General features: G+C 51.9%; 12 protein-coding genes. 6 read left to right on the plus strand and 6 right to left on the minus strand.

Translation table 11 applies throughout. The features are described 5' to 3' along the window. Positions 1-2,381 (minus strand): S8 family serine peptidase (locus tag VMC84_RS11900; protein ID WP_325380926.1); only part of this gene is annotated, 2,381 nt, incomplete at its 3' end. 379 nt (positions 2,382-2,760) lie between these two features. Between VMC84_RS11900 and VMC84_RS11905 the strand changes: the two genes are divergently transcribed. From VMC84_RS11905 to VMC84_RS11930, 6 genes are all read left to right on the plus strand, one after another. Further along, the gene (locus tag VMC84_RS11905; RefSeq protein ID WP_325380928.1) at positions 2,761-4,032 is read left to right on the plus strand and encodes a lipopolysaccharide biosynthesis protein; all 1,272 of its coding nucleotides are present in this window, start codon (positions 2,761-2,763) and stop codon (positions 4,030-4,032) included. 89 nt (positions 4,033-4,121) lie between these two features. After that, the gene (locus tag VMC84_RS11910) at positions 4,122-5,108 is read left to right on the plus strand and encodes a GNAT family N-acetyltransferase (RefSeq protein WP_325380930.1); all 987 of its coding nucleotides are present in this window, start codon (positions 4,122-4,124) and stop codon (positions 5,106-5,108) included. A 28-nt stretch (positions 5,109-5,136) separates the two neighbouring features. Then, positions 5,137-6,147, plus strand: coding sequence for a GNAT family N-acetyltransferase (locus tag VMC84_RS11915; RefSeq protein ID WP_325380932.1), 1,011 nt, complete (start codon positions 5,137-5,139; stop codon positions 6,145-6,147). 21 nt (positions 6,148-6,168) lie between these two features. Beyond that, the gene (locus tag VMC84_RS11920) at positions 6,169-7,206 is read left to right on the plus strand and encodes a GNAT family N-acetyltransferase (protein WP_325380934.1); all 1,038 of its coding nucleotides are present in this window, start codon (positions 6,169-6,171) and stop codon (positions 7,204-7,206) included. Next, positions 7,203-8,219: a GNAT family N-acetyltransferase gene (locus tag VMC84_RS11925; RefSeq protein WP_325380936.1), complete on the plus strand. Its 1,017-nt coding sequence runs from the start codon at positions 7,203-7,205 to the stop codon at positions 8,217-8,219. The genes VMC84_RS11920 and VMC84_RS11925 overlap by 4 nt, the downstream gene beginning before the upstream one ends. 7 nt (positions 8,220-8,226) lie before the next feature. Further along, positions 8,227-9,249 carry a GNAT family N-acetyltransferase gene (locus VMC84_RS11930; protein WP_325380938.1) on the plus strand — a complete coding sequence of 341 codons (1,023 nt, stop codon included), beginning with the start codon at positions 8,227-8,229 and terminating at the stop codon, positions 9,247-9,249. A 3-nt stretch (positions 9,250-9,252) separates the two neighbouring features. Here VMC84_RS11930 and VMC84_RS11935 read toward each other — a convergent pair whose 3' ends face one another. The 5 genes from VMC84_RS11935 to VMC84_RS11955 form a co-directional block, all read right to left on the minus strand. Beyond that, entirely contained in the window at positions 9,253-10,263 is a 1,011-nt protein-coding gene (locus VMC84_RS11935) for a GNAT family N-acetyltransferase (RefSeq protein WP_325380940.1), read from the minus strand. A 130-nt stretch (positions 10,264-10,393) separates the two neighbouring features. Beyond that, positions 10,394-14,524: an NBR1-Ig-like domain-containing protein gene (locus VMC84_RS11940; RefSeq protein ID WP_325380942.1), complete on the minus strand. Its 4,131-nt coding sequence runs from the start codon at positions 14,522-14,524 to the stop codon at positions 10,394-10,396. A 419-nt stretch (positions 14,525-14,943) separates the two neighbouring features. Continuing rightward, on the minus strand, positions 14,944-17,226 hold the full coding sequence (locus VMC84_RS11945; protein WP_325380944.1) for a hypothetical protein: 2,283 nt from the start codon (positions 17,224-17,226) through the stop codon (positions 14,944-14,946). A 409-nt stretch (positions 17,227-17,635) separates the two neighbouring features. After that, positions 17,636-18,493 (minus strand): hypothetical protein, encoded by an 858-nt coding sequence (locus VMC84_RS11950; RefSeq protein WP_325380946.1) that lies wholly within the window; start codon positions 18,491-18,493, stop codon positions 17,636-17,638. Between the two features lie 14 nt (positions 18,494-18,507). Next, positions 18,508-21,735 (minus strand): hypothetical protein, encoded by a 3,228-nt coding sequence (locus VMC84_RS11955; RefSeq protein WP_325380948.1) that lies wholly within the window; start codon positions 21,733-21,735, stop codon positions 18,508-18,510. Positions 21,736-21,763: the final 28 nt, after the last annotated feature.

The raw sequence follows: 21,763 nt of genomic DNA on the forward strand, positions 1-21,763 counted from the left end.
TCAACCGGATAGCCCCCAGGCGACGGAGAAGGCGTAGGCGTAGGCGTAGCAGTCGGAGTCGGAGTCGGAGTAGGCGTAGCAGTCGGAGTCGGAGTCGGAGTAGGCGTAGGCGTAGGCGTAGGCGTAGCAGTCGGAGTCGGAGTCGGAGTCGGAGTAGGCGTAGCAGTCGGAGTAGGCGTAGCAGTCGGAGTAGGCGTAGCAGTCGGAGTAGGCGTAGCAGTCGGAGTAGGAGTCGGAGTCGGAGTCGGAGTCGGAGTAGGAGTCGGAGTCGGAGTCGGAGTCGGAGTAGGCGTAGCTACAGCACCACTCAACCTACCAACCTCCCAATCATAAATACTACTGATCTCCGAAGCATTCAAAGACCGACTATAGAAATACACCGCATAAATACTTCCATTAAAGTTAAACGAACCACCCATACTGCCAATATTGATCTGCCCGGTAACATTCAACTTACTCGAAGCACTCCCATCCAAACTCTTATTCAAATACAAATACGTGCCCGACTTATTACGCGAAGAAGCACCCAGCACCAACTGATTGGCACTGAACGCACCCTTACCATAAATACCACTATCGAACACTTCCAAACTATCCGAAAGCACATCCAGCGGACAACGCTCAACACTCGAACCCGAATTACCCGTGACCAAGAACTGACGACCACTCACACTCCCCGGCTTAAACAACACGACCGTCGTCCAATTCGAAAAAGTACCAAGATCCCCGACCACTAAATAATCCGAATCAGCAGCCCTGAAATCCCTCCGATACACATTACCATCGAACACCCGATCAGAACCAAAATTCACCGCATTATTATGATTCGGCGACTCATCCACCACAAGACTACCCGAATCATGCGCAAAATCATAATAAAACACTAACCCATCAACCGGATAGCCCCCAGGCGACGGAGAAGGCGTAGGCGTAGGCGTAGCAGTCGGAGTCGGAGTCGGAGTCGGAGTAGGCGTAGCAGTCGGAGTAGGCGTAACAGTCGGAGTAGGCGTAACAGTCGGAGTCGGCGTAACAGTCGGAGTCGGAGTCGGAGTAGGCGTAGCAGTCGGAGTCGGAGTCGGAGTAGGCGTAGGCGACGTGTGCGGGACTGGCGCACTTATCGTACCCGATAGGACTTCTGCCAATGCCGCACCGACATTAAGCCGACCCCAGCCACTTTCATTATTCGGATAATAGGTGTCTATATGATCGGTCGTGCCCAGGAGAGCGTTCTTCACTTCAATAGGCGTTAAGCCCGGGTCTGCTTCTAATAGGATGGCGCAGGCGGCACTCACTTCAGGGCAGGACATGCTCGTGCCGGTCAGTGCCGTATAATACTGATCGATCGAGCTCCCCAGGCTTGTACCCGAAGCCCGGGCCGAGATCACATTTTCTCCGACGGCGACAAGGTCCGGCTTAACCCGGCCATCCCAGGTCGGACCCCGGGAGCTAAATGAGGACAGACTATCGTACTTATCTACCGAGCCAACGGTTATGGCGTCCGGCGAATCAGATGGACATTTGATCGTCCCCGACGACGGCCCCAGGTTGCCAGCCGAACAGACCACGATGACCCCGTTCGCGACGGCACTATGGACCGCATCATCCATGGGCTGGTAGTGTGTCGGATTCGATAGCGATATCGATATGACGTCGGCATGATTCTGAACGGACCAATCGATCGCCGCGATAATATCGCTATAAGCGGCCGTGCCCGACGTATCCAGGATCTTCGCCCCGAAGAGGTTAGCGCCCGGAGCTACACCCGTATAGGTCCCATTCGAGGCTTCGCCAGAACCCGCGATAATTCCTGCTACGTGGGTCCCATGGCCCCAATCGTCATAGGGGGTAGAACGATTATTCAAGAAGTCGTGCCACTTGATCACCTTTCCCTGCAGATCCGGATGGGTGATATCGATGCCTGAGTCGATGACGCTAACGTTCACGCCACGGCCGGTATATCCCGACCCGGTCGACCAGGCACCAGTGGCATTAATCTTGCCCACAACGTCCTCAAGGTCCGCATAGGCCACCATGTCGGGCACGACGCTCTGGATATCATCCCGTGCCATGAGCACATTCGCTTCGCTATCGGGAAGCTCGATGGCAACGGCATTGATCACTTTATAATCATACTTGAGCTGGCCGTGCATGGAGTCGACGTCACGGTATTTTTTTCCGGTAGCCAGGTTTTTTAGATAATATTGAGTCGCGGCAAGGAGATCATTCTGGATGTTTGGGGGATTCTTAAAAGTAATAATATAAGTATGATGCGCTTCCGCGGCCCTCGACTGGCCGCTCGCCGTAATACCCGGCGGTGTCGAAAATGCGATGATCAGTATAAGAATAAGGATTACAATACTCGCTTGCCTGAATTTTATCATGTGTCCCCCAATTAATTAATAATGCAACGGTCCGATATATCGACCCAAATGGCCTTACGGCATAAAAAATTTTTATCACTTAGGTTGATAGCCAGTCGATGACAATATTGTCATTTACTTTATAATCCCTGACTATTAATAAATTTATGGATAAGAAAAAATTATGGCGTATATTTGCATACACTAAAAATTAATCGGTCAGATTGTTATGAATTTTTTTATTAATATTAAATTTATTTTATGTATTTAAATCCAAATCTAAAACATATAAGATATATAGGTAATACATTTGTTTTACCAATAAGACGATTAAAAAAACATGTTTTTTTATCGCCAAATAACTGTTAAATATCTCGAACGATAACTAACAGTGATAAGAATGGCATTTTCATCCAGGATGGACATGATAAGCATAAGACGATACATGGATGATCCGCTGTTCAAGAACTCGTTCTTCATGCTCATAAATAAGGGCCTGGTAGTCATTACCGGCTTCGTGTTCTGGATACTGGCCGCGCATTTTTACGATGTCCGGGACATCGGCATAGCGACGGCACTCATTTCCGGCGCGACCCTGATCGTAGGCTTTTCCACGTTCGGTTTTGAGATCTCCCTCGTCCGTTTCCTGCGGTCCTACGATAAGTCCAAGGCCTTCTATACTTGTCTCTTCCTGACGATGGGCGCGGCCTTCACCCTGGCGCTCCTGTACGTGATCTTCGTCCAGTATATTTCACCCGAGCTCGTGTTCATAAAGGAGATACCTTACGCGATCATTTTTATCCTGTTCGCGGTCATTAGTGCCATCGGCCTGATCACGTCGAACACATTCATTGCCCTAAGGCACGCGAAGTATACCTTTTTACAGAATGCCCTCCAGGTCTCCACCATACCCGCCCTCCTGGTGCTGGCGATGTTCGGCAGCCTGGGCATCATCGGAGCGAATTTCGTCGGCTATTTCATAACGTACGCCATTGTATTTACGCTCCTGACGAGATATTTCATCCCCTTCAAGCCCAGGATCGATAGAGAATTCCTAAAAAAGTCATTCAATTTTTCATTCGGTAACTATATCGCGAACATCCTCTATAGCGCTTCGTTCCAGGCGTTGCCCATCATTGTCTTAAACCAGTGCGGCAGGGCGGACGCGGGCATTTTCTACATCGCTTTCACCGTGGGCAACTTTATACTCCAGATCCCCATTGCCCTCAGCGTATCATTTTTCGTGGAAGGTGTCTACGGGGAGAACCTCCGGAAGAACATAAAAAGGTCGGGAACGGCCATGGTCCTGCTGCTCGTGCCCGGGATCCTTTTTTTCTGGATATTCGGCCCGCAGATACTGGGCTTCTTTGGAAGTAGCTATATGGCCGGCACCGACCTATTACGGGCCGTCGTGCTGTCGAGCCTTGTATTTGCCCTCTATACGTTATTCCAGCCGCTGCTCAACATTCATATGCGCGTTAAGACCCTCATCCTGATGAACCTGTTGATCATGGTTCTGCTACTCGGCCTCTCGTACTGGCTCACCCCGATATACGGTATCCTGGGAGTCGGAATAGCCTTGATCGCCACGTTCGCCATCGTGGATGTCGTGATCATTTACCTGGTCTTACGGTGGAAATGGCTAGTACTCGGTTTTTCCAATCACGATTAAAACGAACGTTCGAAAATAAAATTGATGACTATGGTATAATACGAATCCATAAATACTTGCGCGGGAAATTATTTGCGAGGGATAAAAAGATGGAGGTTAAGCGGATAGAAGATAAGGATCTGTGGGATAGGTCCATCGAGACCAGCCCGTATGGTACATTATTCCATAAATGGGATTTCCTTAAGATCATGGAAAAGTACTCCGGATGTGAGCTTTTTACCTATGGGATATACCGGAAGGAAGAGCTTTCTTGCCAGTTTCCTCTATTCGTGAAGAGCTCCCTCGGCATAAAAATGGCTTTTTCTCCTCCCCCCGGCCTTCCGGTCACTGATCTGGGCTTCGCCATGGGGCCCGTTTATGATAAGCTCAAACAGCGCCGGAAAGAGACCTATATCAATAGCATACTTGATGATATGGAGGCAGAGATAAAAAAGATCCCCGCGAAGTTCGTGCACATATCTACGGTCAACGGTTTCGTGGATATGCGGCCTTATAAATGGAACGGCTACGACGTCCAGATGCACTATACGTATGCGATCGACCTGAATCGGCCCCTGGAAATGATCGAGGAAGGAATGGATGGGGAACTCAAACAATTGATCCGGGCTGCGGAGAATCGGAGGCTGTCGATCCGGCCAGAGCCGGACTTCGATGTCGCATTTCGGACCATGCGTGACCTGTACGGAAGGCAGGGCGAGGCCCCGCCGATCGCGATCCCCGCGTTTCTTAAGGACGCCGCTGCAGCATTTCCCGATAATATACGGATAGACTACCTTTACGACGGCGATCAGATTGTGGATATGGCCGTAAACTATCGGTATAAGGACCGATTCGTTCTCTGGATATGGAATGCCGGTGCCGGCTTGCAGTATAGCGGGTATATGGCCTGGGAGTATATTAAGGTGAATAAGGCTAAAGGCCTGTGTACGCTGGAAATACCCGGAGCGAGCCTAAAGATGTCCAGTATCCTGGGATCAAAACTCAATGCCTCCCTCGTGTATAACTTTTCGATCACGAAAAAAGATCTAATCGGCGGCATCGCGGAAAAATTTTATCGGAACTCGGTGAAAACGTGAAGAAAGCCCGACGGGATGGTTGAGACGGATGCCTGTGGAACTGATCGATGATCCGGCCCGCTGGGACGGGTTCATCGATGAGAGCGCGGATGGCACGCTATTCCATAAGTGGGAATTCCTGCGGATCCTCGAGAAATACACGGGTTACCAGCTGTTCCGTTATGGCGTTTATCGGGGGGAGGATTTGATCAGTGTCATACCCGTCTTCTACACGAAGAGTATCGGGCTTAAATTGATCTATTCCCCGCCGCCGACGTCGAGCGTGAATATCCCCTACCTCGGCTTTGCCACCAGTCCACTGTTCGGGAGGCTGGGAGGGTTTGAGAGAGAAGAGTGCTGGAGCCAGATCGTAAAAGAGTTCCGGGACGAGGTCATGAAGATCTCCCCGAATTACATGACGATCGGCCTGGTGCCCGGGATCCGCGACGTCCGGCCTTTTCTCCGGAACGACTGCGACGCCGATCTCATGTATACGTATATCATTGACCTGAAACCGCCGCTTATAAGTATATGGGAAGGCATCGATAGGTATTGCCGGAAGGACATCAGGGCGGCCGCGAAATATCCCCTGGTCATGCGGCGATCGTACGACGCATACAAATTCGTCGAGCTCATGCGGGAGGGCCTAAAAAAGCTCGGCGGGACGTTCTATGACCGACAAAGCCCCGCGTACATCGAGGAGATCCTCAGGGCATTTCCGGATAACGTCAAGCTGTTTTTCCTCTATGACGGAGACGCGCTGATCGGCGCCAACCTGGTCTGCGGATTTAAAAAGCGGTGCATCGGATGGATGGGAAATACGACTACGGATAACGGCTTTAACGCGAACGATTACATGCTCTGGGAGATCATAAAAGCGGCAAAACAGGAGGGATACGAGTCGTTGGAGAATGCCGGCGCCGACGAAAAACGGCTGAACTTCGCGAAGACGAAATTCAACCCGGACCTTGTGCCGTGTTTTAATATTACTAAAAAAGATATAATATATAAAACCGCCAAATATGCCAATCGTAAGCTGGAGAAGCTCGTTCGATTTTAAAACCATGGGGGGCGCGATAAGATGAAAATAGAGCTGATAGGCGATAAGAGCACCTGGGATGCGTTCATCGAGAGGAGTCCCCATGGCACGATCTTCCACCGCTGGGATTTCCTGAAGATCGTCGAAAAGTACGTGCGTTACAAGCTCTACCCATTTGGCATTTTCGATGGAAATGAGCTCCTCAGTGTCATCCCGTTTTATCTGAGCCTCCGGGGCGGCCTTAAAATGATGCTTTCCCCCCCGGCGATCAATATGGCGAACGTCCCGTATCTGGGATTTTCCATGTGCCCGGAATTTGAAAGGCTAAAGCTATCCGAGCGGGCCGATTTGATGGGGCGGGCCCTGCGCGAGGTGGATACCGGCCTGAGGAGAATGGCGACCAATTATATCTGTATTGGAATGAATCCTGGCCTTAAAGATGTCCGGCCATTCGTATGGGACGCCTACGAGACCGACCAGCAATATACCTACATCCTCGACCTGACCCGGCCTTTGAAGGAGATATGGGATGGTTTCGACCGCGATTGTAAGAAAAACATCAACGAATGCATGAAATTTCCGCTAACATTCAATGAGTCGGAGGACGTGGGCAGATTCTGCGAGATACTGAAGAAGAACCTCACCCGGGACGGCCCGACGTTCTATCATCGCCAGGACCCGGCGTATTTGAAGGAGCTCCTTGCCGCGTTCCCGGATAATATCAAGCTCTACTTTTTCTATAACGGCGATGAGGTGGTCGGCGTTAAGATGAACGCGGGCCATAAGAAGCACTATATCTCCTGGATAGGTAACGTCGCCATGCAAAAAGACCTGAACGTGAACGAGTTCTTTTATTGGGAAATGATCAAGAAGGCTAAATCAGAGGGATATAGGACTTTTGAGAACTACGGCACGATCGATAAGCGTCTGAATAACTTTAAGTCGAAGTTCAACCCAACACTGGAGCCCTGCTTTTATGTGGTAAAAAAAGACGGACTATACAGGACAGTGGAGTTGAGCTACAATGCGGTCTCCCGGGTTGCGAACGTACCTAAAGCGATCATGGGGAATAAAAGATGAACCATAACATTTCAATCGAGCCGATAGGGAATAAATCCTTATGGGATAAGTTCATCGACGAGAGCCCCAATAGCCTACTGTTCCATAAATGGGACTTTCTGAAGATCGCAGAAAAATATACCGGATATAAGGTGTACGCCTATGGCTTTTATCGGCGTGATGAACTAATCAGTGTCCTGCCTATTTTCCATAAAAAAAGAAAAGGCATGAATTTTGTCTATTCTCCCCCGCAGACGACACTATCTTATATACCGTATATGGGTTTTGCGTTTAGCCCGACCTATTATCATTTGAACCAGCATGAAAAGGAGAGCGGGCTTTGCTCCATGATAAGCGAGATGGACCAGGTGCTCCGGGGCCTGTCGGCGAATTACGTTTCCTACGCGACGGTACCGGGCGATGTGGATTCGAGGCCATATATCTGGAACGGATATGAGGCACTGCTCCAATACACCTATGTGATCGATCTGGAAAGGCCTTTGGAGGCCATATGGGAAGAGTTCGACCGGAATTGCCGAAAAAGGATCGAGGCTGCGGAAAAACTACGACCGTCCGTGATCCGATCGGACGATTCGGGAACGCTCTTCCGGATTATGCGGGAACGCTTTGCGGATCAAGGGGATACGTTCTTCCACCGGCAAACGCCTGAGTACCTAAAAGAATTATTATCGACCTTTCCAGATGAAATTAAGATGTATTTCATCTATAGCGGCGACGAGCTGATAGGCGCCGACGTGAATTGCGAATATAAGGATCTATGCATGTCCTGGATGGGCACGGCGGTCATGAAGGAAAACCTGAACGCGAACGAGTACATGCTCTGGGAGATCATCAAGGGCGCCAAGGATGCGGGAAAGAAAAGATATGAGAACCTGGGCGCGGACGAGAAACGATTGAACGATTTCAAGGCGAAGTTCAACCCTTCCCTTATACCGTATTTTTATATCATTAAGAAAAATATCTTGTATAGGACGACGAGCTATATCATGGAAAAGATGTCTAAAAAGGCGTGAATTGCGAATGACCATCGAGATCATATCCGATAAGGGCCAGTGGGACGGGTTCATCGAGGAGAGCCCGTATGGTATGCTATTCCATCGCTGGGATTATCTGAAGACCATCGAGAAGTATATCGGTTACGATCTCCTGACATATGGTATTTTTAAAGGTAGTACTTTAATAGGCGTGCTCCCGTTATTCTATAAAAAAAAGGGGGGAATAAAGCTTGTCTATTCTCCGCCCCCGGGAACGCTGACGTATACCCCTTACATGGGCCTCGTCATGGGGGATATTTACGCGACCGTAAGGCAGCGCAAGAAGGAGTCCTACCTCGACCTGGCATGGAACGACGTTAGCCGGGAGCTTAAAAGGCTCGCGCCCAACTACGTATCGATCACCTTCGTCCCGGACATGAACGATATTCGGCCTATGATCTGGGACGGTTATAATACCCAGCTTCTCTATACTTACCTCATTGACCTGGACCGGCCTCTCGATGATATGTGGAACGATTTCGAGTCGGATTGTAAAAAAAATATCCGGTCTTGCGAAAAATATGATCTGACGATCATGCAGACTTCCGATGTGGACACTTTTTACTCTAACATGGGGGAAAGCCTCAAGGCTCATGGTAAAACGTTCTTCCGTCGCCAGGACTCCGGGTTTTTAAAGGAATTGATTGCCCTATTCCCCGACAATATTAAATTATACTTCCTTTACCGGGGCAGCGAAGTTCTCGGGATGACAATAGATTGTATGTATAAGGGATTGTACATGGGATGGTGCGGCGATAACGTTATAAACCGGGATTTAAAAGTGAATGAATATCTTGAGTGGGAAAAAATAAAAGCGGCGAAATCTGAGGGGTATAAGTGCTACGAGAATTGGGGCGGAGATATGAAACGGCTGAACGTGTTCAAGTCAAAGTTCAACCCGAAGCTGATGCCCTATTACCACGTTAAAAAACTGGACGCCGTCGGCAAATTATCGGATTTCGGCTACGGGATGCTATCCAGTATTTCTATTAATCTTATAAAAAGATGATCCCTATATTATCACGAGGTTTTTCACCAAAATGAGGCAGTCCGTCCCATCCGGATAATATTTTGTGATAGTGCGCTCCTTTTTAAACCCTGATCGCTCATAAAGGGATATGGCCACGGGGTTATCCATCCTCACTTCAATGTGGCATTGATCACATCCGTAATCCCGTGTTCGATCTATGAACGCTTCCACAAGACATGTACCCAGGCCTTTTTTTCGATGTTCTTCATCGACGATGAGCTTGGCGATGTGCCCTCTACGTCGGAACAGCTTACCATCGATCTCGCCGACGATAAATCCCGCAGGCTCATCCTCATCGTAAACTATAAGGAAGAAGGAAGACCGTTCTCGGGCCAAACGGCTCAGGTCATGCAAGTTGAAATAATTATACATATCGTGGGCGATCATGAGCCGGACCACGAAGGGCACGTCCATCATATCGGCGATCCTGATCTTTCCGCAATTTTCCGCCATACCCCGTGGAATGGCCTTGCGTCGATAGGACTGTGATCGACCGATAAGCTTCGCCAGCAAGGAATAGGCCGCCATGGCCAGAGTGTAAACAATGGAACCCCCCTCGTCGATCTTTTCGATCTCGTGCTTTAAGATAGTTTCAATCTCCGCATCGTTAAACGTCGTCATCGATCCCGATGTGAAGAATATAGTCGTATGGTCCCGGGTCGGGCCGCAGGTAAAGATGTCCGAGCTCGAGTCGTGGATCACGGCGAGCCCGGGCTGTTTCAGTCCAATGTTCTTTCGGAGATTATCAACGATCTCGACGACGCGATGGGCGTCCGCAACGCTCAGCGGGCTCGCATGGAATATCAAGGCCGCGACTGGATCGAATAATAGGTAAAAGCATATCCCGCACGCGATAATAGTGCCGAAAATGAGCAGGATCACACCCCAGCCAGCGCCTGCATATGCAAGGGCGAAGATCAGGGCGAAACTGGCCACGAGTAGTATGCCGTAAATGACGGCCTTCCTGTAAAAGTGCCTGATTCGTAATGGCATAAGTTCCCGGGCTATTTCAATAGTCCATTATATCCGGTATATTAATAAATGTAATTATCTGATCGGGAGAGTAATTCGGCTTAGAAGGTTAAAAAAAGGCCGCCGGGGGGACCCCCGGCTTACGATTATATTAAAAGACGAGAACCGTCTTGCTTAGTGTCTCGCCGAACCAGGCATGCCCGTCCCAGACCATCCGGTAAGCCGGATTGTATACCCCGGTAGCCGGTGCCTTAATGGTAAAACTCCAGGTATATTGTTGGCCCGGGAGAACTACGACGCCGGCAGGAAGGGTGAAACGGGTGTTCCCGAAGTACGCAGTATCGTCATTACCGCCCAGCCGGATGCCCGAATTTTCGGACCACGGCAAATTGCCATTATTCAGCATCGTCACCGAGACGGTATAAGAGCGGCCTGAGAGCATGTACCGTGGCATCGAGCTATAGACGATCTTTGCGTTAGGCGCTGCCCCGGTGACGGTAATCTTCTGGCTTAATGCATCGCCGAAGGTCGTATTGCCCTTCGCCATCCGGTATACGACGGTATAGTTACCCGTCGTTAATGGGGTTTTCAGGGTCAGATTCCAGACGTATTTCTGTCCGGGCAACACCGTGATAACGGGCGACATGTTGACTTTCGCAGTGCCGAACAAGCCGGCATCGCTCGAGCCCAATAATACAAAGCCTCCGCTCGAGGACCATGTTGTCGTCCCTGTGTTATTCAGTGTTATGGAGACATTGTAACTCTCGCCCTGGACCATGCTCGATGGAATCGTTTCCGTTACAAGACCGGCATTCGATCCCGGTACAGGGGTCGGCGTCGGCGTGACAGACGGCACAGGCGTCGCAGTCGGCGTTACGGTCGGCGTCGCCGTAGGCGTAACCGTCGGCACAGGCGTCGCTGTCGGAGTCGCCGTGGCCGTCGGCACGGGCGTCGGCGTCGGAGTGACGGTTGGCACGGGCGTCGCAGTCGGCGTTACGGTCGGCGTCGCCGTAGGGGTAACGGTGGGCGTTGCCGCAGGCGAACTCAATCGATTCATTTCCCATTCATAGATACTGCTGATCTCCTTAGCGCTCAATGAGCGGTTATAGAAGTATACGGCGTACATGCTTCCGTCGAAGTTGAAAGTGCCGCCCATACTCCCGATATCCAGCTGCCCGCTGACGTCTAGCGTATTACCGTTGCTGCTATCAAGGCTTTTATTCACGTACAGGTATGTACCCGTATCGTTCTGCGTGGATGAGCCCAGGATCAGCTGGCCGGCGGTGAACGTAGCCTTACCGTAGAGGTCGCTGTCGAACACTTCCAGGCTGTTCGAGACAACGCCCAGGGGGCAGCGCTCGATGCCAGAGCCGCTGTTCCCGGATATCAAGAACTTGCGGCCGTTCGTGTTCGAGACTTTGAACAGCACGACCGCGGTCCAATCCTTATTAACGCCATTGTCGCCGGCCACGAGATAATTGGAGCTCGCGGCATCGAAATCTCTGCGGTACACGTTTCCTTCGCGTACCCTGGTACTTCCGTGGTTTACGGCGTTAAAGTGGTTGGCCGACTCGTCTACGATGACGTCGCCCGAATCGTGCATGAAATTATAGTAGAACACCAGCCCATCGGTTGGATAGCCGGGTGTTCCGGGCGTCGGCGTCGCCGTCGGGATGGCCGTCGGCACAGGCGTCGCAGTCGGAGTAGTAGTTGGCCGAGGCGTCGGCGTCGGCGTGGAGGTCGGCGCGGGTGTTAGAGTCGGAGTAACGGTCGGCTGAGGCGTCGGCGTCGGCGTGGAGGTCGGTATCGGCGTTACTGTGGGTATTGGCGTGGCGGACGGAGCGATCGTTGGTGTCGGGGTCGCCGTTATAACGGGCGTCCCAGGACCGGATATGACGTACTGGTGCTTTCCGCCCGCTGCCGTAAACGTCACGTTGTTACCGCTCTGCGTCGAGGGAATGGCTACTCCATCCATGCTTACATTATATGTCCCCGCGGACATTCGGATAGTTACGCTGCTGGTAGAGCCGGCCTTTATCACGGCTGATGCGCCCGAGGAATCCTGCTTAATTGTCATATAGTCCAGTCGGGCATTACTTGCCATGGCCGTAACGTCGTTAAATGACAGCGCGGTGGCATTGATGGCTGTAAATTCGGCAGAGCCGCCATGGACATAGAGCGTATCCGCGTCAGTGGTTATCCCGGCAAAGCTGCTCATGCCCTTTCCTGTGTAGGCGTAATCCGTGATGCTGCCGTTGACGATCGACATGGCGTTGCCCGTGCCTGTGACTGCCACGGTGGAAGTCTTGAGGGGAGTCTCGCCCGCGTACGTCGACGATAGGGCGGTCACACGGTAGAGGTTGTTGGCCGCAGCCTGCTTGAACTGGACGACCGGCTGGTATACCTCGCCCATATCGGCATAGGCGTGTAGCCGGCCGACGTACTTGGTCACCGTTACCGGGGAAGCCGGAACGGTATAGAGGTGGCCCGTGACGACCTTACCGAAGACGCTCTTACCGTACCAGTCCATGGCACTGGTGGTCACGCCCGTATTGGCAGGGCTCTTGTATGCCAGGGAGTTCCAGTCATAGGCGGCCCCGTTCAAGAGAAGCGTCACGTTATCGTTCGCGGCCGTACTGGTACTTTCTGGCCGATCCTGTGATACGGGCCGGAACTGCGCGTCGTAGCCCCAGGGCTGCGCGCTGGAGGCCCGGTCCGCAATGATGAAATAGCTGCCTGGAAACATTATGTCCCGCTCCCAGGTAATGTTCGTCGTGAGCGCAATGGAGCCGACGTTGTCATCCTCGACCGCCGAGATAGGCGCCTTCGAAAGGGTCGCGTTCATCCAGGCCGTCGATATGGTATTAACGTCTGCGATGGCCTTCGACTTGAAGGCGCCCCGCACCGAGCTGCCTCCGAAGGATGATACCGGCCACGGGGTCGGATTCTCGAATACGAGGACATTATGGTACAGACTGTAGATGCCGTACTGGGCGTCACCGAAGTGCTTATTCTCCTGGCCATCGGCAATGAGCTGCTCGCCCCGGTCAAAATATTCAAAGTTCATCTGATCCTGGTGATTGAACTCCCGGGATAGCTCGCTTGAGTTGAGGTATTTCGTCTTGGTCGTCTGGAGTAACCAGGTGGCATTGTTATCCCACCCATTGCGGAATACCTGGAGCTGAGACTGATCGTTTAACACGGAAGTGTAATTCGGTACTGTTGCAGTAACATTCTTATAGTTCCCATAGAACAGGTAGCCCCATAAGTAGGATAACTCGCTCTCCCCGAGGGTATCCGCCCAGATGTTCGATTGGACATCCCTTCCGGACCACTGGTTACTCTTGGTATTATTATACCAGATCATGTTGTTCTTGTCCGTGCCCGAGGCCAGGTTCGCGATATCCCCATAGAAGTTCGGGAACTCGTTACCGCCGGTGCTATAGGAAGACGTATAGCCGATCGGCAGTGAAGACCAGAGATCATACATAAAGTATTGTTTCAGCTTAGGATAGTCGTCGAAGATCGAATGGCCGTACGTATGCGAGTAGGCCTGTGCGTATTTTATCATTGTAGCCATCGCATAGGATTGGTAGGAATTGCTAAAATCGACTCCGGTCGAGTCCATTGCATAGTCGATGATGGGCCGGCTGTTTTCACACGTGTGGTAGCTATCGTGCACGAAGAAATCCGTCGTGCCTGCGGCGATCCATCGGTCCAGCCCGGCGGTGAGCGTGATATTGTTCGGGTTTGTATAATCGGCGAGCACCAATCCCGCCACACCGATCCCCGGATAGCAGCGGCCTTGTCCATCCCAGAAGGTGACATAGGTCTTATCGAGTGTGCCGGACACCGAATTGGCATCTACCCATGCATCGCTCGCGTACTTCGCCAGTAGGTCCCGGACCTGTGTGTCCTGGGCAGACGTAAGGTAGGGCTGCATCAGATCGTAGGCGAAGGCCCAGCCGGGAACACCCATTCCCAGCGTATAGTGGTTGTTCTTATCGCCCACGTTCATGTTCAGCAGGGCGTTTATAGCCGCCGTCTTGTATTTCGCGTCACCTTTGATGTAATACGCCAATGCGCATTCGGCGGCGAGTTCTCCCCGGGAGTTGATGTCATTGGATCCGCTGATGTTACCGGCCCAGTTGTAGCCGGACGCCGTATTGGCATCGGCGATGATCAGGTACTCCCAGGATGCCCATGGCTCGGTCTTATTATTCTTATAGCCTGGGACTTCAGAAATATTGTGGAAGTACAGGTAAGGATGGGTATTCGCCAATACAGTCTGAAGTGTATTTGAATTAACCGTATCAGTGCTGTTCGTTAGTAAATTTACTGGATTATTTTCATCAACCGTGATACTTGAGGCGACGGTAGTAAAGGTCATGAATTGCCCAAGTAATAAAACCAGCAAAATTATTGCCGTATTGAACTTTCGATACATATATAATCTCCATTGTATATGCCCCAAGTCGTTACTTTACCGATTATTTTATGAATGGAACATGTGCTATATATTTTTTCGTTAAATTTCAAATAAATGGACATTAATTAAATATATGATTTAATTTGGAGATAAAAATCAGTATTATTTATTATATTAATATTATATGGCCATATTCAGGGAATAGGCAAACAGAACAAATTATTTACATCGATTAACGATGTAAATATTATCATTAAATCATATAAAGTAAATTAGATCTCATTAATTTCGATGGTGTGCTTTCCGCTATCGACCTGCAGCTCCAGCATGTCAACATCGGCTTTCCAGTCGTATCTATCCCGGCCATCGATGCGAACAACGTATTTATCTCCTTTATTCGGGAAGCGTAAAGCCATCGTGTTCGCATTCTCGCTATCCATCGCGATGAGGATATTTTTCCCGGTATTCTTCAATGTGAAATAAATGACCGGATCCGTAAAGGCGACCATCGGACTGCTTTGATAATCGATATATTTCCCATTTAACATAGTATATTCGATCGGGTCGGCGCTTGTTTTTACGTATACCGTATCTGCATCCGTCGTGAACGGGCCGAATGTGCTGGTGCCCGTTCCCGAATAGGCATGATCGGCAAAATCAGGCCCAAGTATCATCAGCGCATTACCATTACCTGAAACCGGCACGTCGCTCGCGTTCAACGGGGCTTCGCCGCGATAATTCGCGTAGAGCGCCGTCACCCGATACAGGCTTTGACCGGCCTGCGGCCTGAACACCAGGACGGGCACATAATCCTCGGCACGCTCATCGTAGCCGGCTGTCCGACCCACCATTTTCATTATCGTAACGGGGCTCTCGGGCACGGTGAAAAGGTGGCCAGTCACCTCCTCGCCAAAGACATTCTTCGTATCCCACTGTACTACGTTCAGCGACCCGACATTCACCGGGGACTTATACTCCAGCGAAGCCCAATCGTACAATTGGCCGTCGAGGTATAATGTGATATTGATCGGCTTGCACGAGTTCGTCGAGTCCTGCGTGTCCTGAGTGCTCGGCCGGAAGATGTTATCAAAGCCCCAGGCATCGTTACTATCCAGTCGGTCGAAGACGAGGAAATAGTCCCCATCCGGGAACAATACATCACGCTCCCATGAAACCCGCGAGGCTATGTTGAGAGGAGACTGGTCATCATTGTTAACCTGCGTCACATTCGTTCTGCTCAGCGTCGCGTTCATCCAGCCGGACTCGATGACAGCGGTCGTTGCGAGGGCTCCGCTCTTCCACACGCCACGGCTCGGCATATTGCCATATTTCGAGTTCGGCCATGCCGACCAGGGATTTTCGAGCGACATGCCGTTATGATAAAACTCGGTGAGACCATACTGGGCCTCACCCCAGCGCTTATTCTCGCCCCCGTCAGCCATCAGGATCGCGCCTCGCGAGTACCATTCAAAGGCGAGCTGGTCCTGGTGGTTATACTCGCGCGAAGCTTCGGAATCCTTTACCTGTGGGCTTTTTGTGACAACACCCATCCATGAGCTGTTCGCATCCCATGAAGAGCGGAACACCTGATACAATTGATCATCGCCGATACGCGAGGTGTAGGGCGGCGGCGAGCGCGGATAATCCGAGTAGTCTTTCCGGGTCAAGAACGCCGTAATAGGGTCTACCTGGCCCAGCCAGTGCGCTTTCGGCAATAGGTCTTTTTTCACGTTCGCCTGCTCCGCATCGTAGAAGTTCAGCACGTATGACCGGTTCACCGGGTCGACCAGGTTGGCGATACAATCGTAATATTGCGCATACTCGCAGCCGCTCGTCGAATAGTCCGTCCCGTACTTTATGGGCAGCGAATTCCAGAGCTCATTCGTAAAATATGCCTGTGCCTGGGGATATACCTGGAACAGGCTCACGCCGTAATAATGCGTGTAGGCCTGGGCATAGGCGATCTCCCAGCCCACGACATAGTCCTTATAGGAGCCCAGGAAGTCCGTACCATCCAGGGTATAGCCATAAGAGTATATCGGCCGGCCACCATTCGTATGAGAGGCATCGGACTCGTAGAAATAAACGTCCCCGCATGCTTTCCAGACGGTGACATTGCTTTTCAGCGGCAGATGGTTGGGATTCGTATAGCCGTCCAGCGCAAGGCCGGCGATCCCGATCGCGGGATAGTCCCTGCCGTGGGCGTCCCAGAACGATACGTAGTCATCGCCGACGCTGTTCGTATCCTGGTACGCTTTATCCGTCAACGTGGCCAGCTTATCCCGCACCATGGCATCATCCGAACCGAGATAAGGTTGCATCAGATCATAGGCAATGGCATACGAGCCGGCGGCCATGGCCCATATATAGTGATTGGGCTCATCGCCCACGTCCATGTTCTTGAGGATCGAGAGCGCCTTCGCATTATATCGCGGGTCCTGTGTCACGTACCACATCACTGCGCAGGAAGCCGCATACTGGCCGCGGCTGCTCCAGTCGTTATATATACCGATATTTCTTGTAAAGTCCAATTCAAGCGCTTGATTCGCTTCCAACCGGATGTAATACAGGTAATCGCTATAGGGAGCCTCGTCCTGTCGACTATATCCGTCAACCTTCGTAATATCTTGAAAGAAGAGATAGGGATGTATTCGTGAAGATGGCGAGCCAGTCGGCAGGGGCGACTGTGATATTGAAGACGGTATCGAAGGGGATAGTGACGGCGATATAGAAGGTATAGGCGTAGGTGACGGGCCCGTATTCGTGGAAAGGAAGGAATGTCCCAGCAAGATCATGGCCAGAAGGACGACTGCTACAATGAAGATTATCTTTAGGAGGTTATTCATAATTGAGCACTTGAGTTACCCTGGACGATACGGCCGGATAGTAAGGTATAACGAATCCATTATATATGAATTCTCCAGCGCCAGGCGATAGGTTTAGTATAAAAAGCGAAAAGTTGACTTATTTCGCCAGCTTAATAATAACTATGACCGCCAGGATGGCCACGATCACGCAGACGATAATGCCGACCAGGAAAAGATATGGGCTTAAGGGGCTCGACGTTTCCGTAGTGGGGATCGGAGTCGGGGTCGAGGTCGAGGTCGGAAGGGTCGTAGGAGTCACAACGGGCGTCGGCGTGGCCGGGGAGGAGCTGACCTTTATGACAGTGAACAGGCCTGTCTCGGATGAGGGAAATACCTCAAAGGTCTTCGTGTCCGCATCGCTAGCTTTAAGGGTCGCTGCCTGGATGTGATAGCTGGAGCCGTCATACCGGACGATGTAATAAATCGTTCCCGCATCACTGGCCGACGAGTCGGGCACCGTGAAGGTCAATTTAACGGTATCGGACTTCACGTTCCACCCATAAGAAGAATGCCGGGAAATGTCCACCACGCCCAGGACGAGCGGGCTGTCCATGCCACGGGGAAGTCCCGACCGGTTCGGTGCCCGGATGTTCATGTCAAGCGTGGCATCGTCGGGCGGCCTCTGGCCCATATCCGCGTCCATGGTCACTGTGTAATTCATTCCATCGAGCACGGTCGTGTTGACCGCCCGGAGTATGATCGTAATGGCGCTCCGCCCCGTGATGTTACCGATGATGGTGCCGTCGCTGGACTTCAAAGGTATCGTATAGGATTGGAAGACCGGCGCCGAGCCACCACCGCTACTGCCGCCGCCTCCGCCACTACTGGGCGGTGGAGTTGGGGTTGGTACTGGAGGCGGTGTCGGGCCCGCCGCTATCGAAGGTAACGAAATTATTCCTGCGAACAATACGATTGTAAATCCGATTATCAATATTTTTGATGGCTGCATTTTCATATCCCTCTCCATTATTATGGGATAGCTACCCAATAACCGCTACCGGGCTCGATCGAAGTGATAGCCGGGAAGTATTTGTTGAAGTCATCGTTGGTATCCGACGAGTAATATCGCCAGCTCTGTGTCGAATCATCCCAGCTCCACACACATATTGCATTAGGATACATCGCATTTGGCGTAGCGGCGGACATCCCCGTCGGGCCCACAAAGTTCCAGCCGCTCACTAGAGTAACAGGGCTGTTCGGCGCATAGCCGGGAATCTGCCCGGAGACCGTGAAGGATTGGTCCGAATCCACCGATATCCAGTAAGCCTTGCCCGTGTTGAGCCGGTTCAATGCCGGGTAATAGTTATAGAAGAAGTCATTCGAATCAGGACTATAATATACCCAGTTCTGCGAGGACTCATCCCAGCCCCAAATATTTTCGACGTGGCTGAGGACACTTGCAGGAATTAGATCCGTTATCCGGTTATTTTGGATAACATAAGGTATGGATATGAGGTTCCATCCTTTCGAAAGGTAGAAAGTGCCCGAGCTATTGCCGGGTGACGGGGTCGCCGTAGCTGTCGGGGTCGCCGTAGTCGAGGGCTTCGGAGTCGCCGTCGGGGTCGCCGTGGCCGTTGGCGTGGCCGTTGGCGTGGGCGTCGCGGTCGGAGTCGGCGTCGGAGTCGGTATCGGCGACACATTCGCGGGTATGATCGTGAACTCGTGCCCGCCCAGGTCCGTCGTGATCGTTATAAAGTTACTACCCTTGACCCAGTTCGTATACGTCTGACCGTCCCTTAACACCTGGATTGAGCCCGACGTATCGACCTGGTATATGCTAATATCCCCAGAGCCCGTGCCTTTTACCTTCAGATTGACGTTCCCGTTCTGCTGGACCGCTAGATAGTTCACGGATTTCGATACGGAGGCCAGCGGGGAACCCGAGGATGACAGGCTCGAGCCGTTGATGAGCGTATACTGGATCGGCGAGCCATAGGTCCTCACGTACGCCGTATCCGCGTTCGTCGTGAACTGGCCGAACGTGCTGGTCCCGCTGCCAGTATAAGCATAGTCGACATACCCGCCATACCTGACGCTCAGCGCGTTGCCCGTACCGGATACGGATATCGTGCTCGCGCTCCCCTGAGTTTCGCTCGCATAGTTCGAGTACAGTGCCGTCACGCGGTACAGGGTATTCGAGGCCGGTTGCTTGAACAGGACGACCGGCGAGTAGACTTCGCCTGCGGAGCTATAATCGTGGATCCTGCCCACATATTTTGTGACCGTCACGCTCGATGCAGGGACTGTATAGATATGTGCCGTGACGACCGACCCGAAGACGCTCTTGCCGCTCCAGTTCATGCTGCTCGCGGTGATCCCGGTGTCCGTCGGGGTCTTGTAGGCGAGCGACTTCCAGTTATACTGGGCGTTGTTCAGATACAGGGTCACATTGTCATTGCTGCAGGTGTTACTACTCTCGTCGCTGTACACCGGAATGTCCTGAGTGACCGGCCGGAACTGGGCGTCATAGCCCCACTGCGATGAAGAGTTCGCCCGATCGACGATGAGGAAATAATCGCCGGGGAACAGGATATCCCGCTCCCACGTGATGTTCTTCGAGAGGGCCAGATAGCTGGCACCGTCGTCCTCGACCGCGGACACATTCGCTCTGGATATGGTCGCGTTCATCCATGACGTGGACAGAGTGGTAAGGTCGGTGATAGCATGGGACTTATCCGCCCCCCGGACGCGGCTGTTGGCGAACGAGGAGACCGGCCATGGGCTGCCCGGGTTTTCAAAGACGAGCACGTTATGATACTGGCTGTTTATGCCGTACTGCGCATTGCCGAAGTATTTATTCTCCTGGCCATCGCCCAGCAGGTAATCGCCCCGGTCCATGTATTCGAAGCTCATCTGGTCCTGGTGATTGTATTCCCGGGAGTTTTCGCTATTATTCAGATACTTAGTCTTGGTCAATTGTTCCAGCCAGGTCGCAGTATTATCCCAGTTGTTGCGGAAAACCTGGAGGAGGGACTGGTCATTCAAGTGTGACGTATAGGCCGGTGCCGTAGAAGCCGTGGACGCATAGTTGCCGTAGACCATGTAGAGCCACATATAGGACATATCGCACTCCGCGAGCGTGTCCTGCCAGAGGTTTTTTGTCGAATCCCGGCTATACCAGTTGACACCCTTCACGTTGGAGAACCAGATCATGTCGTTCTTATTCGTCCCCGTCGCGAGGTTTGCCGTCAAGGCGAAATAGTTGGGGAACTCGCTTCCGCTGGTGCTATATCCCGGGCCATTGCCGATTGGCGTCGATAGCCATAGGTCCGCGTAATGGTAAGCCTGCAGCTTGGGATAGTCCTGGTAGATACTGTGGCCATAGGCGTGCGAGTAAGCCTGCGCGAACTTGATCTGGGATGCGAGAACATAGGACTGGTAGGAGCCCGTAAAATCGACGCCGGTAGAATCCATGCCGTAGTCTATGATCGGGCGGCTGCCCTCGCACGTATGGAAGCTATCCTTCACGAAGTAGTCAGACGTTCCGGCGGCCCACCAGCGGTCCAGGCCTGCGGTGAGCGCGATATTGTTCGGGTTCGTATAATCGGCGAGCACCAATGCTGCCATTCCGATGCCGGGATAGCACCGGCCCTGCCCATCCCAGAAGGTGACATAGGTGGGATCGAGCACGCCCGGATTGCTGGAGAGATAGTTCGCGTCCACCCACGCATCGTTAGCATTTCTCGCCAGCAGGTCCCGGACCTGCGTGTCCTGGGCCGACGTGAGATAAGGCTGCATCAGGTCATAGGCCAGAGCCCAGTTCGCCGTGCCCATACCCAGCGTATAGTGGTTGTTCTTATCGCCCACGTTCATGTTCAGCAGGGCGTTAATAGCCGCCGTCTTGTATTTCGCGTCACCTTTGATGTAATACGCCAGTGCGCATTCGGCCGCCAACTCGCCGCGCGAATTAATATCGTTATAGGTACCGATATTGCCGGCCCAATTGTAGCTCGACGCCTTGTTTGCGTCCACGGTAATCAGGTATTCCCAGGACGCCCATGGCTCGGTCTTATTATTCTGATAGCCGGGTAGTTCCGAGATCGAATGGAAAAACAAATACGGATGCGTGCTGGATGGTATCGGAGGCGTTGCCGCATACGCGACCGGGTTCGTTGATATGTACAGTGTTAATAAGAAGGAAGCAATTATAATAAAGCTAGCGAATAATCTCTGGGGATTCATGGATCGGTTTGTCAAGACAGTCACCTAACACATGCCCCCCGTT

The sequence above is a fragment of the Methanocella sp. genome, from assembly GCF_035506375.1.
GTDB lineage: Archaea > Halobacteriota > Methanocellia > Methanocellales > Methanocellaceae > Methanocella.